This is a genomic window from Segatella albensis DSM 11370 = JCM 12258, assembly GCF_000426565.1.
Lineage (GTDB): Bacteria > Bacteroidota > Bacteroidia > Bacteroidales > Bacteroidaceae > Prevotella > Prevotella albensis.
The window spans coordinates 84358-98151 of record NZ_AUFP01000009.1 but is presented as its reverse complement, the minus strand read 5'-3'; the positions used below and the strand labels follow the sequence as shown (position 1 = coordinate 98151).

Below are 13794 nucleotides of genomic sequence, written 5' to 3'. Positions count from 1 at the left end.
TCTTTGTACGTATAAAAGTAATTTTAAAGATGAATAAAATATCATTTCTGATTTTTATTTTTATTGTTTGTTTGCTTTCACCGGCGGATGGCGCAAGTATCGGTATGCTCTCAGGAGACACTACAATTGCGGTAGTGGGATATTTTTGCAAAGGCGACACGATGAATTATCATGTTGATAAGATGTCGTACGAGTTTCATGATAATGATACCATTAAGGAGAAAGATTATAGCTATAATTTCCAAATAGCCGTACTTGATTCTACCCAGGGTGGATATCGTATGGAATTACAGTATTCTGATTTTGATTTGAGTAAGATGAAAGATTACTCGTATGAGAAGAAAATACTGAGCGGTTTTTCTCAATTGGAGCATTATAAATTCTATTTTACAGTTGGTGAATATGGTAATATGCTACATTTAGAGAATTGGCGTTCTGTTCGTGATCGACTATACAATATATATAATGTGGCGATTGATTCCATCTATTCTCATACCGATTCTCTTGCACAGATTATGCCACGCAGTTCTCTGATGAGTTTTCTCGGTTTGCAAATGGATGATGAGAGTTCTGTGATGCAGCAATTGGGTGAACTCGGATTTCTGTTTGGTAATCATGGACAGGAATTTAAGATTGGAAAATTCTCAAAATCCTCGAGTGATTTGGGATATAAGACTCAGAATATGATGATAGCGGGATATGTAGAGCCTATAGATCCTGAGAATGATACCAATGGTGATTATCGGATTTTCAATGGAAGCGAGGTGACAATACCTGCGAAAGATGTCAGGGATATGGGATTTACCACGATGAGTACTGGGGGAGGAGACCTAGTGGCTGATAAGTCACTTACGGAAACTTATTTTTATATCGGATGGCCGAAGAGGGTGGAATATCTAGAACAGGCGGCACTCGGAGGGAAAACAGTGAAAGCTTCACAGACAATAATCAATTGGTCGGAACGTAACTTTAAAGGTTATATTAATAGTACCAATTTGTGTAATTAAGTATGTACTTTTACGAAGTTAACTGCATCGACTTACGCAGTTAACTTCGTAGGCTTATATAGTTAACTATGTAGGCTGATGCAGTTAACTACGTAAATCGATACTGTTATATGTACTTTGGAGTAATGTTATTTCCTTTTCTATACTTGTAGGCAAGAGCAGCTCCGATAGCCGTACAGAATTCAGAATATTTAGGTATACGGAAATGCACATTATATAGTTTTTCCATAGCAGGATAAACATCACGGCATTGTGGCAATAATGTAAGGTTACCAATCATTACAAAATCCTTGATTCCCGTACCCAATGAAGAAAGTATCGTACTCGAACCGATGGCCTGTAGTACCATGTAAATCAGTCCGATGGCGATATCTTCTCGACAAGCATTAGCCTTGGCATTACTGAAAAGGCTTGCCGTAGCAGTCATAGGTAATCCTGGAAGAGGTTTAGCACTGATATCGCCGATGAGGAGGTTTATTTTAGAAATGTCACCTTCCATGGCTAAGGATGCAATCTGTTTGATATCATCAGTTTTCAGCATGATACGTGACAGTCCGGCTAACGTTCCTCCACCAATGCCGATACCACCGATGTGATGGATGTCATCACCATCGCATACAACAAGAGACGTTCCCGTACCCATAGATACCACGATCATCTTGTCGAGTTTCGACTCATAGCGTGCTCCCAATCCATCCGCAATGAATTCTTCTGCTTTGGTGGTAGGCAGTCCATACATGTTTTCTTCGATATATGCAGCTCCTACACCAGTGAGCATCACGTGTTCAACCTCTTCGAGATGAATCTTGTTGTCATGAAGATATTTACCGAATGCACCATATAATGACGTGATAGGGTCGGTTGCTTTTATGCGGATAGGCGAAATGACCATTCCGTTTTCGTCGATACCTACAATCTTTGTTGTTGAGATTCCGACATCAATTCCTATTACTATTTTCTTTGCCATGGTGCAAAGATAAGAAAAAAAAGTAGTATCTTTGCACTAAATTCCAAATATTATGGCTATTGACAAGATACAACAAATGCAGGAAATGATTGCTCAGCTCAATCAAGCTTCTGATGCATATTATAATGGACAAGGCGAACAGATGACCGATTATGAGTGGGATCATCTGTTTGATCAACTGAAAATATTGGAGAAGGAGACTGGTGTTGTGCTCGAAGCGTCGCCTACGCATAACGTGTCTGCTGATACATTCTCTGGAAAAAAAGAAGAGCATGAGTATGCGGCTTTGTCCTTGGCTAAGACCAAGAATATTATGGATTTGGTTAAATGGGCGGAAGGGCGCCCAATATGGTTGTCTTGGAAATTGGATGGACTAACTTTGGTTGTCACCTTCGATGAAGGAAAACTTACAAAGGTGGTGACCCGTGGTAATGGACATATCGGAACGAATATCACGCATCTTGCCAGTGCTATTGCTGGAATCCCTAAGAAAATCAAGTCTACGGGTCATGTCGTAATTCGTGGAGAGTGTGTGATTTCTTATTCAGACTTTGAAGAATTCTTGCTTGAGAGTGGTGAGGATTATGCTAATCCTCGTAACTTGGCAAGTGGCTCGTTAACATTGAAAGATGTAGAAGAGGTGAAATTACGCCATTTGCAGTGGATTCCTTTTACCTTGGTACATGTCGATGAACCGATTGATAGATGGGGGGACAGAATGGATTTCATCGAGGCAAATGGAATGAAGGCTGTAGAGCGTGAGAGAATAGAAAATCCTACCGAAGAGAATATCCAAAAAGTCATTGATAGATGGACACTGAAGGTTACTCATCGTGATAATCCTTTCCCTGTAGATGGACTTGTCATTGCCTATGATGATTATGCTTACAGTTTGACGGGTTCGGTAACAGGACATCATGCCACTCGTGCGGGATATGCGTTTAAGTGGCAAGATGAGAGCGCAGAGACAGAACTCGACCATATAGAATGGAGTTGTGCTGCATCTACAATTTCGCCTGTGGCTGTATTCCGGCCGGTAGAACTGGAAGGAACAACAGTAAAGCGTGCTTCTCTCTGTAATATTTCAGAATGTGAACGTTTGGGAATTGGAGATGCCGGTACCAAGTTGAGCGTCATCAAGTCGAATAAGATTATTCCAAAGGTAATTCATGTCATTGATAAGGTAGGAAATCTAACGATCCCTGATAAATGTCCGGTTTGTGGAGCTCCAACTCGGGTCGTAGAGAGTGAAAGTAGTGGAACACGTACTTTACATTGTACAAATGAAACCTGTCCGGCCAAGCAACTTAGGAAGTTCGCCCGTTTCGTAAGCAAGGACGGAATGAATATCGACGGAATCAGTGCACAGACAATTTCTAAGTTTATCAATTTAGGATGGGTGAAGGAATATGCTGATATATACCATTTGAGAGAGCATATCTTCGAATTGTCGATGATGGAAGGTTTTGGACAAAAAAGTGCTGCAAATATCATGCGCTCTATTGATAAAAGTAGGGAGGTGGATGCGCGCCGGTTTTTGTATGCTCTGAGTATACCTCTTGTAGGAAAGGATGTGTGCAAGCGCCTGCTCGGAGCCCGTTCTTTGGAAGAAATTATTAAATTGTCTAGTCCTTCTCAAGGGGGAGAGTTGTTTGCGTCTCAGGAAGGTGATCTCTTTAGTGAGGACACTCGCGAGGCAATCTTCGCATCAATCGATGGCATTGGACCAGAGAAGAGTGCATCAGTGGTCAGGTTCTTTAGTAATCCTAAAAATCTTCGTATTGTGGAGCATCTTATGGGGGAACTAACCATTCGCGAGGATTCAATGGAGCCAACCGGTGAGAAGTGTAAAGACTTAGTTTTCGTGGTGACGGGTGATGTGCATCATTATAAGAACCGCAATGCTCTGAAAGCATATATAGAGAGTCAGGGCGGAAAGGTCACCGGTAGCGTGAGCAAAAATACGAACTATCTGATCAACAATGATGTGGAGTCTGTGAGTAGCAAGAATCAGAAAGCACATCAACTGAATATCCCGATTATTAGTGAAGAAGAATTTATAAATAAGTTTGGTGAGGAATAAAAAATAAGGTGATAGATGATTCTATCACCTTATTATTTCGTATCTTTGCATCTAAATTTAAAATATAACGAGAGAAATCATGAATATCGAGAAAAAAGCATTAATGACCGAACTGAGGGATTATTTCATGATAGGTATTGCAATGATATCCTACAGTATTGGATGGAATGTTTTCCTGCTTCCTAACAATATAACGACAGGAGGCGTTCCAGGTATAGCATCTGTTGTGTTCTGGGGATTGGAGATACCCGTTCAGACTACATATTTCGTGATAAATGCAATTCTTTTGGTTGCAGCTTTGATGATTTTGGGGTGGAAGTTTTGCATGAAGACCATTTATGCCGTTTTGGTGTTGACAGCTCTTACAGCTTTTTTTGCGGGGCATCATGATTTCCATTTGTTAGCAGATCAACCTTTTATGGCAGCCATAATAGGTGCAATCTTTTGTGGTTCCGGAGTTGGTATGGGATTTGCCTTTAATGGTTCTACCGGTGGAACGGATATTATAGCGGCTATTGTGAACAAATACCGGGATATTTCTCTAGGTCGTGTCATCATGACGTGTGATATTATCATAATTTCCAGTTCATATCTTGTTTTTCACAATTGGGAACAAGTAATTTATGGTTATGTCGTGTTGATGATTTCTTCGTTCTGTGTCGATCAGGTTGTAAATACAATGCATCGTAGTGTTCAGTTCTTTATTATTTCAGATAAGTATAAGGAAATTGCCAGTCGTATCGCTGTATTCCCTCATCGTGGAGCAACTGTTATAGAGGCTCATGGGTTTTATACTGGTAATGAGGTAAAGATGCTTTTTATCATGGCAAAACGTCGTGAAAGCAATATCATCTTTGGTATCATCAATGAGATAGACCCAAATGCTTTTGTAACGCAGACCAATGTGATCGGTGTGTATGGAGAAGGATTTGACAAGTTTAAGATTCGTTCGAAGCATGAGAAGATTTCGAAGGAGAATCTTTTCGAAAATATAGAAAATAATTAATCGTTGGTGATATTAGAAAACAAAAAAGTCTGAGCAAATAGCTCAGACTTTTTTGTTATAGCATTGTAATATTATGAATTAGCAGTATTAATAGGCACTCTTAAATTCATCGAGGAATCTTGTATCATTCTCTGAGAACATACGAAGATCACTTACGCGATATTTCAAGTTGGCGATGCGCTCAACACCCATACCGAAAGCGTAACCCGTATAGATGCTGCTATCGATGCCACAAGCTTCGAGATCATGTGGGTCTACCATACCGCAACCAAGGATCTCAACCCAACCAGTGTGCTTGCAGAATCCACAACCTTTACCACCACAGATGTTACAACTGATATCCATCTCAGCACTTGGTTCTGTGAATGGGAAGTAGCTAGGGCGAAGACGAATCTTGGTGTCAGGACCGAACATTTCACGAGCGAAGGTAAGCAAAACCTGTTTAAGGTCGGTGAAACTTACGTTCTTGTCAACATAAAGACCCTCTACCTGATGGAAGAAACAGTGGGCACGAGCACTGATAGCTTCATTGCGATAAACACGACCAGGACAGAGAATTCTGAAAGGAGGCTGATGGTTCTCCATGAAGTGAGCCTCGTCACCGGAAGTGTGACTGCGAAGCAATACGTTCTTGGTAACATCAGCAGGATTGCTGCGCTCTATAAAGAAAGTATCCTGCATATCACGGGCAGGATGGTCGGCTGCAAAGTTCAGCATAGTAAAAACATGCTGGTCATCATCGACCTCAGGACCTTGGAATAAAGTGAAGCCCATACGGCCGAAAATATCGATAATTTCGTTTTTGACGATGGTTAGGGGATGACGTGCACCAAGTTCAATCGGATAAGCGGTACGAGTAAGGTCGATGTCGTCGCTTGTAGCCTCGGCTTCGGCCAGATTTTCGCGCAAACCATTGATAACCTCTGTCGCACGAGTCTTCAATTCGTTAATCTTGATTCCGATTTCCTTTTTCTGCTCTTTTGGAACACTACGGAAATCATTCATCAGGGCATTGATCTCGCCCTTCTTGCTCAGATACTTCAGACGGAGCTGTTCTACTTCCTCAGCGTTCTTAGCTGTAAGACTGCTCACTTCCTGTAGTAGTGATTCAATTTTCTCTAATAACATATTGTAAAAAAAACGTTTTTATTCTAATCGATTCGGTTGCAAAGGTAGTAATTTAAATTAAGAAAAAAGCATGATGAATTGAGAAATATAAGTTTTTTCCAAAATTAATGTGTTATGTCGTAGAATTTGTGTACTTTTGCCTAAAAATTAAGAGGCTAGCATGAAAAGACTAATAGATATAGCATGTGCGTTGGCCTTGTTGTCAATGGTGATGACAACAGGATGTACCGATAAGAAACCGTCTCCTGTTAAAGATTCGGTTTTACTGGATTCTGCTCGGCAAGATTCTGTGCTAGAAGATTCTGCCGAAGATATTATTGCCGAAACTCCTATGCCTAAGGCTGCGGATGAACTTTTCGATGATTTTATCTTTAATTTTGCAGCAAACAAAAAACTGCAGTTCAAGCGTATCGCGTTTCCTTTAAAAGTGTACCATAACGAGAAACTTAGTCATTCTGTTGAGAAAAACGCTTGGAAAATGGAACATTTCTTTATGCGCCAGGATTACTATACGGTGATATTTGATCATCCTAATCAGATGAAAATCGTGAAGGATACTAGTATTAATCATGTCGTGATCGAAAAGGTGTATTTCACCAAAAGTCTGGTTAAGCAATATCTTTTCAATCGTATAAATGGTTTATGGATGCTTACTTCGATTAATTATAAACCTATGTATACGAATAAGAATGCAAGCTTTCTGAAGTTCTATCATTCGTTTGCTACGGATACGGCTTTCCAGAATCGTCATCTTGCTTCTCCTATCAAATTTACAGGTCCTGATCCTGATGATGATTTCTCTACTATGTCGGGAGATATTGATCCGGAAACATGGCCAGCCTTTGCTCCGGAATTGCCTTCCAAGATGATCTATAATATCATCTATGGACAGAAATATACAGAGAGTAACCAGAAAATCTTTGTTATCCGCGGTATTGCCAACGGTTTGGAGACAGAACTCTACTTCCGTAAGATTCGCGGAAAATGGATGCTTACAAAATTGAATACATAATATGTTAGACGAATATAACTTTAGTCTTTTAAATTATAATACTTTTGGTATTGATGCACGTTGTCATCATTTTATGGAATATTCTTCAGTAGAAGAAGCTCAAGAGATTACTATTTTACTGAACCAAGAAGATATGCCTTTATTGATCTTGGGTGGAGGTAGTAACCTTTTGCTCACAGGAGACTATAAAGGGGCTGTGCTGCATAGTGCAATCAAAGGTATAGAAGTGTTGAGAGAAGAAGGTGATGATGTGCTGGTAAGATGTGGAAGTGGTGAGATCTTTGATGATGTCGTTGCCTTCTGTGTGGAACATCAGTTGTATGGCGCAGAAAATCTCTCAATAATTCCTGGAGAAGTAGGTGCTTCTGCAGTTCAAAATATCGGAGCTTATGGCGTGGAGGCTAAAGATATCATTGATACTATTGAGGCTGTGGAGATTTCTACAGGTGAGAAATGGGTGATTAATAATGAGGAATGCTGTTATAGTTATCGTCAGAGCCGATTCAAACATGAATGGAAAGACAAGTTCCTTATAACGTATGTTACATATCGACTGAGCCGTAAGTTTGTTCCTCGATTGGAGTATGGTAACATTCGGAATCAGTTGGATGAGCGCGGAATAGCAACGCCTACAGCTCAACAGTTGCGTGACGTGATTATTGGGATAAGAAACGCAAAATTGCCAGACCCTAAGATCCTAGGTAATGCAGGCAGTTTCTTTATGAATCCTATTGTGGATGAAAGTAAAAAGAAAGATTTGGAAGGTCGCTTTCCTAACCTACGTTACTTCAAGGTAGATGGTGGTTATAAGATTCCTGCAGGATGGATGATAGAACAGTGTGGCTGGAAAGGAAAAACGTTAGGTGCTGCGGGAGTCTATGATAAACAGGCACTCGTTCTTGTTAATCGTGGGGGAGCGACAGGTGAGGATGTTGTTCGCTTGATGAAAAAAATACAGGAAGATGTCAAACTGAAATTTGACATTGAAATATATCCAGAGGTTAATATCCGATGAAGATCACATTATTAGGAACGGGAACTTCAAATGGTGTGCCAGTATTGGGATGCCAATGTGAGGTGTGTCGTTCGGAAAATCCGAAAGACCATCGTTTGCGTACTGCTGCTCTTGTAGAGGATGGCGATACAAGAATATTAATCGATGCAGGTCCTGATATTCGAGAGCAATTACTTACACAACCATTTCGTAAGATAAATGCTGTACTAGTTACCCATATCCATTATGATCATGTTGGAGGTATGGATGATTTGCGTCCCTATTGTCATCGGTTCAATGGGGTAGATGTATATGCTGAGGAGAAAGTGATGGCTGGTATGCGACGTATGCTGCCGTATTGTTTTCCACCAGAAGGGATGCCTTTGTATCCTGGAGCTCCAGAACTGTCGCTTCATAAGATAGAACCGCATCAGGTCCTGAAAATCGGTGATATGGAAGTTTTTCCGATTAGGGTAATGCATGATAAAATGCCTATTCTTGGATATCGATTTCATGATTTGGCATATATCACGGATATGAAGACTATGGCTGATAGTGAATATCAATATCTAAATGGCATGAAAACTCTGATTATCAATGCCCTGAGATGGGATAAACCGCATCATAGTCATCAATTGGTAGATGATGCCATTAGGGTGAGCAGAAAAATAGGGGCAGAACGTACTGTTCTTATTCATTTGACACACGAAATTGGGCTACATGATGAGGCAAATAAACGTTTGCCTAGAGGGGTAGAGTTTGGCTATGATGGCCAAGTTATACCTTTTTAAAGTTGTTAATCCCAATATTGTATATGTTAAATAAACGTAAATTTTTGCGTAAAAATAGATAAACAGTTGCTATATATAGAATATATTCTTATATTTGCACTGTGTTTTTCATAGTATTAGATTTAAGGTTAACAAGGTTGGAGTACGGCGGTACTCCTTTTTTTTATGTCCAAAATCTAATGCTTATTTCTTGAATTTACGGTATAATTTCCATCCCAAGATGACGCCATCCAATACTCCAGCACCGATATTTAGAATGCTATTGATCCGTTTTGAAGGTGTCGATCTCTTGTTAAGCGCGTCAGACTTTTTGAACAGACTACCCCATAGCGTTTTGATTTTCTCGTTATCTTCCAAAATCTCATTGCGTAGAATTTCTTTGCGCAATCTGATGTCGGTAATCGAGTTGTATGTAAACTGAGGATCTTCTATCATATTACTTCTGCATAAGGAGGCTAGTTAAGAACTGCACCAAAGGTTTCTCAATAAGTTGGTGACGGCTCGCCCAAACCAGTATTAAGATGAATAGATAAGCGCCTGCAACAATGGTGAAGGCTAAAGGCATTCCCACTAATGGGGTTAAAGCCGTGGCTGCTGCAAACGAAAGATAAATTAAGGCAAGAATAAGGAGTACGGAGAATACTATAACCATTGTAATGGCTGTTAGTAGTCGTACCACCTTATCAACCACATCGAGCTTCATGTATTCAGACTGAAGCCCGATATAGTGCTTGAGCACTTCTACGAGTTGCCCAATAGTTTCAATGTTTTGATCGTTTGAAAACAAAATATAATCTTTTTGAGTTAACCAACCTCAGGAGCTGCGTCCTTGATGTCATCTACTAAATCTTCCATATCTTTTTTACTGAGCTTGATGTCATGCTTCTTGCAGAAATCGTCGACAGCGTTGGAAATCTTATTGCGAGTGTCTTCACCCTTCTCAGGAGCGAGAAGAAGACCTAATGTAGCACCAGCGAGTGCGCCTCCGAGGAATGCGCCTAAATAACCTAATGTTTTCATGTTCTTTAAATTTTTGATGTTAAACAATATTCTAATGGCAAATTTAATAAAAAGGGATAAAAGAACCATACATTTTACCTTAATTTTTCGTTAAAAATGTTGTATTACCTTGATTTAACAAACTTTATGCGGATATTCTTTATATTTTCCCGATATATTTTGTAACTTCGCCCAATAAATATTTCATAGTTTAACTATAACCCAATTTTAGCAATGAAAAAATATATGGTTTTGTGTGCAGGACTTTGTGCTGCAATGCTTTTTACAAGTTGTAAATCTAGTGAAAGTGCATATAAAAAGGCTTATGAGAAAGCTCAGGCTCAGGAAGCTGCAAATGCACAGAAAGAACCTGCTGCTGATGCTCCGGTAGTAACCCCACTCGAGACCAAGACAGCAACTCAGACTACAGTTGTTGATAATGTTGATAATGCAACTGTTCGTACAGAAGACTTTACTGTGGTTTCTGGTAAGGGTGTTCAGGCTTTTAGCGTCGTTGTTGGTTCCTTCTCTTTAAAGGCAAATGCTGAAGGATTACAGAATACACTGAACAATGCTGGATATGAGGCTCAGATCGTTTACAACGCAGGTCGTAATATGTATCGTGTCGTAGCTTCTACTTTCGCTGATAAAGCTTCTGCTGTTCAGAGTCGTAATCAGTTCCGTGCTGGTAACTATCCTGATGCTTGGTTGCTCTTTAAGAAGTAATGAGAATACTTTCTATAGATTACGGAAAGAAACGTACAGGCTTAGCAGTGACCGATCCTTTGCAAATTATTGCTAACGGACTGGCCACTGTTCTTACATCTACTCTTTTTCAATATCTCGAAAAGTATATTCAGGATGAACAGGTGGAGAAAATCATTATTGGAAAGCCTATTCAACCTAATGGACAGCCTAGCGAGAATTTGGCGCGAGTAGAGAATTTCTTCAATCGGTGGCGCAAGGCGCATCCTGAAGTGCCTATTGAATATTATGATGAGCGTTTTACTTCGGTCTTGGCTCATAGAGCAATGATCGATGGCGGGGTGAAGAAAAAGGTAAGAAGAGATAATAAAGGATTGGTCGATGAGATTTCGGCTACAATAATTCTCCAAGACTATATGGAGAGTAGAAGATAAAAGAAATGATATTACCTATTTATATTTATGGGCAACCTGTTTTAAGAAAGGTAGCCGAGGATATCACTCCTGATTATCCAGATTTGAAGGAGTTGATTCAGAATATGTATGAGACACTGGATAATAGTAATGGTGTTGGTTTAGCTGCTCCACAGATCGGTAAGGCTATCCGTGTCGTCGTTATTGATTTGGATGTGCTTAAGGAGGATTTCCCTGAGTATGAAGGTTATCGTAAAACCTTCATAAATGCTCATATCCTCGAGTTAGATGAAAATTCAAAGAAGTCTACCTTGGAAGAAGGTTGTCTCTCAATACCTGGTCTCTCTGAGAATGTTACTCGTCCAACTCGTATTCATGTGAAATATATGGATGAGGACTTCCTAGAGCATGATGAATGGGTTGAAGGTTATGCTGCCCGTGTTATGCAGCATGAATTCGATCATTTGGAAGGTATCATGTATGTAGACCGTGTTTCTGCATTGCGCAAGAATATGATCGGTGGTAAACTGAAGAATATGATGAAAGGTAAGTTCCGTGCTGCCTATCGTACAAAGGTCTATAGAAAATAATTCAATCTAGAGAGCACATGAAAAGGGTATTCATTATTTTGATGGCAGTTATCTCGATAATGACTGCCAAGGCTCAGTATCGTGTTGATCGATTGATAACTGCTGGACGCTCTGCTTTATATTATGAAGATTATGTGCTCTCTATTCAATATTTCAATTTGGCAATTAATTCCAAGCCTTATCTGTATGAGCCTTGGTATTTTCGTGGGGTAGCGAAATATAGTCTTGATGATTATGTGGGTGCTCAAAAGGATGTGACGGAGGCAATTCGACTGAATCCGTATATTGAGTCGATGTATGATCTTCGTGCTATCTGTGAAATCCGACAGAATAACTATCGAGATGCTATTCAAGACTATAATTCGGCTATTCGTATTTCTCCTCATAATCAGAATTTTTGGTTCAATCGTGCACTTTGTAAGATGCAGAGTCTTGATTATCAGGGCGCACAATTGGATTTGGACACCATGATTACGAAATGGAAGAACTTTGCTAATGCATATTCCTTGCGTGCCGAGGTGTATCTACATCAGAAAGATACTACTGCTGCAGCTAATAGTTTGGACGAAAGCTTGAAATTGGATCCTTATGATTATGATGCCTGGCGAACACGTGGACTTATTTCTTTGGGCCGTCAACAATGGCGTGAGGCTGATGGATTTATCGGTAAGGCTATACATTTAAGACCTAAAATAGCAGAGAACTATGTAAATCGAGCTTTAGCACGATTGAATTGTAATAATCTGCGAGGAGCGATGGAAGATTATGATAATGCGATAGTTTATGATCCAAATAACTTTTTAGCGCATTATAACAGAGCATTGCTTCGTATGAATCTGGGCGATGATAATCGAGCAATAACGGATTTTGATTTTATCATTAAAATGGAACCCAAAAACTTTATTGCTATTTATAATCGTGCTATTTTGAATGACAGAACGGGCCAAATAAGGGCTGCTATTCGTGATTATAGTAAGGTGATAGAGCAATTCCCAAATTTCTGGACAGGTTTGGCACAACGTGCTAGATGCTATCGAAAATTGGGAATGACAGCTAAAGCTGAACTGGATGAATTCCGAATCTTTAAAGCCCAGATGAATAAACATATAGGAATTCAGCCTAGATGGAGTAAAAATAAACGTAAGGAGATGCGCAAGCGTTCAGAAATCGATTTGAATAAGTATAATCAGATCGTCATCGCTGATGATGATACTCCGTCGGAAGGACATGAATACAAAAGTGAATATCGAGGAAAGGTACAGAACAGAAGTGTTGAAATTGCTTTCTTGCCAATGTATCAAATGTCATATCTTCATCAAGTAACTGTAGGCGCTGACCGTGCGTTTGATAAGGATATAGAAGAATTAAATCGTTTGTCAAAGTCGGAAAAGCCAATATACCTCAGTTGTAGTCCTTCTCAAATGACAGAACAGCAGAGTTTGTCAATGTTCAACTATATTGATAAACTGAGCAAGTCGATAAGTAACGTGAAAGATGTGGATGTTATGAGCCGACGGCTGATGCTTCGTGCGATAGCATATAGTGCCCTTCAGGATTTTGAATCTGCAATTAGTGATTTAACGGCAGTTATTCAGATGAATGATAGAAATAAACTCGCATATTGGCAGCGAGCAGTATGCGAAGAGATGCAATTTAACTATAATGCCAGTCAGGGTATAAGTAATCAGTTGATAGCCGGACAGACACGTGCAGATTTTGATGATGCAATTCGCTTGAATCCAAATAATCCATACCTATATTATAATAGAGGTAATATGCATGCTTCAAGAAAAGAATATAGTCAAGCTATTGATGACTATTCTAAAGCGATAGAACTGGATAGTAGGATGGCAGAAGCATGGTATAATCGAGGTATAGCCCGTATTAAAAGTCAGAATAAAACACAAGGTGTAAGTGATTTAAGTAAAGCCGGAGAATTAGGACTGTTTGATGCATATAGTATTATTAAACGAATTACCGTTAAATAATAGTGTATATCATTCACAAATGATTAAACATTATAAAAGCCACATAAATTTATGTGGCTTTTATTATCTGTTATGGATAAAAAATAGTATCTTTGCCCCCGATTAAGATAA

General features: G+C 39.5%; 15 protein-coding genes. 10 read left to right on the top strand and 5 right to left on the bottom strand.

The features are described 5' to 3' along the window. Window positions 1-29: 29 nt before the first annotated feature. Window positions 30-1007, top strand: coding sequence for a hypothetical protein (locus K333_RS0106925; RefSeq protein WP_036889101.1), 978 nt, complete (start codon window positions 30-32; stop codon window positions 1005-1007). A 106-nt stretch (window positions 1008-1113) separates the two neighbouring features. Here K333_RS0106925 and coaW read toward each other — a convergent pair whose 3' ends face one another. Further along, entirely contained in the window at window positions 1114-1974 is an 861-nt protein-coding gene (gene coaW, locus K333_RS0106920; RefSeq protein ID WP_027452492.1) for a type II pantothenate kinase, read from the bottom strand. A gap of 52 nt (window positions 1975-2026) precedes the next feature. Between coaW and ligA the strand changes: the two genes are divergently transcribed. Both ligA and K333_RS0106910 read left to right on the top strand, forming a co-directional pair. After that, window positions 2027-4057 (top strand): NAD-dependent DNA ligase LigA, encoded by a 2031-nt coding sequence (ligA, locus tag K333_RS0106915; RefSeq protein WP_024989870.1) that lies wholly within the window; start codon window positions 2027-2029, stop codon window positions 4055-4057. 79 nt (window positions 4058-4136) lie between these two features. After that, entirely contained in the window at window positions 4137-5063 is a 927-nt protein-coding gene (locus K333_RS0106910; protein WP_024989871.1) for a YitT family protein, read from the top strand. Between the two features lie 87 nt (window positions 5064-5150). Here the strand turns inward: K333_RS0106910 and pheS are convergent, their stop codons facing one another. Beyond that, window positions 5151-6191, bottom strand: a complete 1041-nt coding sequence (gene pheS / locus K333_RS0106905; RefSeq protein WP_027452491.1) for a phenylalanine--tRNA ligase subunit alpha — start codon at window positions 6189-6191, stop codon at window positions 5151-5153. Between the two features lie 160 nt (window positions 6192-6351). Between pheS and K333_RS0106900 the strand changes: the two genes are divergently transcribed. The 3 genes from K333_RS0106900 to K333_RS0106890 are packed head-to-tail and all read left to right on the top strand — an operon-like array spanning window position 6352 to window position 8988. Next, window positions 6352-7203 (top strand): DUF4348 domain-containing protein, encoded by an 852-nt coding sequence (locus K333_RS0106900; RefSeq protein WP_024989872.1) that lies wholly within the window; start codon window positions 6352-6354, stop codon window positions 7201-7203. Between the two features lies 1 nt (window position 7204). Continuing rightward, on the top strand, window positions 7205-8218 hold the full coding sequence (murB, locus tag K333_RS0106895) for a UDP-N-acetylmuramate dehydrogenase (RefSeq protein WP_024989873.1): 1014 nt from the start codon (window positions 7205-7207) through the stop codon (window positions 8216-8218). Continuing rightward, window positions 8215-8988, top strand: a complete 774-nt coding sequence (locus K333_RS0106890) for an MBL fold metallo-hydrolase (RefSeq protein WP_024989874.1) — start codon at window positions 8215-8217, stop codon at window positions 8986-8988. The genes murB and K333_RS0106890 overlap by 4 nt, the downstream gene beginning before the upstream one ends. 183 nt (window positions 8989-9171) lie before the next feature. Here K333_RS0106890 and K333_RS0106885 read toward each other — a convergent pair whose 3' ends face one another. The 3 genes from K333_RS0106885 to K333_RS0106875 are packed head-to-tail and all read right to left on the bottom strand — an operon-like array spanning window position 9172 to window position 10008. Beyond that, window positions 9172-9423: a hypothetical protein gene (locus K333_RS0106885; protein ID WP_024989875.1), complete on the bottom strand. Its 252-nt coding sequence runs from the start codon at window positions 9421-9423 to the stop codon at window positions 9172-9174. 1 nt (window position 9424) lies between these two features. After that, window positions 9425-9775, bottom strand: coding sequence for a phage holin family protein (locus K333_RS0106880; RefSeq protein ID WP_024989876.1), 351 nt, complete (start codon window positions 9773-9775; stop codon window positions 9425-9427). A 17-nt stretch (window positions 9776-9792) separates the two neighbouring features. Further along, window positions 9793-10008, bottom strand: a complete 216-nt coding sequence (locus tag K333_RS0106875; protein WP_024989877.1) for a YtxH domain-containing protein — start codon at window positions 10006-10008, stop codon at window positions 9793-9795. Window positions 10009-10221: 213 nt separating this feature from the next. Between K333_RS0106875 and K333_RS0106870 the strand changes: the two genes are divergently transcribed. Genes K333_RS0106870 through K333_RS0106855 form a run of 4 tightly spaced genes read left to right on the top strand, consistent with a single transcriptional unit; the run spans window position 10222 to window position 13683 of the window. Continuing rightward, entirely contained in the window at window positions 10222-10713 is a 492-nt protein-coding gene (locus K333_RS0106870; RefSeq protein WP_024989878.1) for an SPOR domain-containing protein, read from the top strand. Then, window positions 10713-11126 carry a Holliday junction resolvase RuvX gene (gene ruvX / locus K333_RS0106865; protein ID WP_024989879.1) on the top strand — a complete coding sequence of 138 codons (414 nt, stop codon included), beginning with the start codon at window positions 10713-10715 and terminating at the stop codon, window positions 11124-11126. Before K333_RS0106870 ends, ruvX begins: the two co-directional genes overlap by 1 nt. Before the next feature lie 5 nt (window positions 11127-11131). Further along, on the top strand, window positions 11132-11695 hold the full coding sequence (gene def, locus K333_RS0106860) for a peptide deformylase (protein ID WP_027452490.1): 564 nt from the start codon (window positions 11132-11134) through the stop codon (window positions 11693-11695). 17 nt (window positions 11696-11712) lie between these two features. Next, window positions 11713-13683: a tetratricopeptide repeat protein gene (locus K333_RS0106855; RefSeq protein ID WP_027452489.1), complete on the top strand. Its 1971-nt coding sequence runs from the start codon at window positions 11713-11715 to the stop codon at window positions 13681-13683. Window positions 13684-13794: the final 111 nt, after the last annotated feature.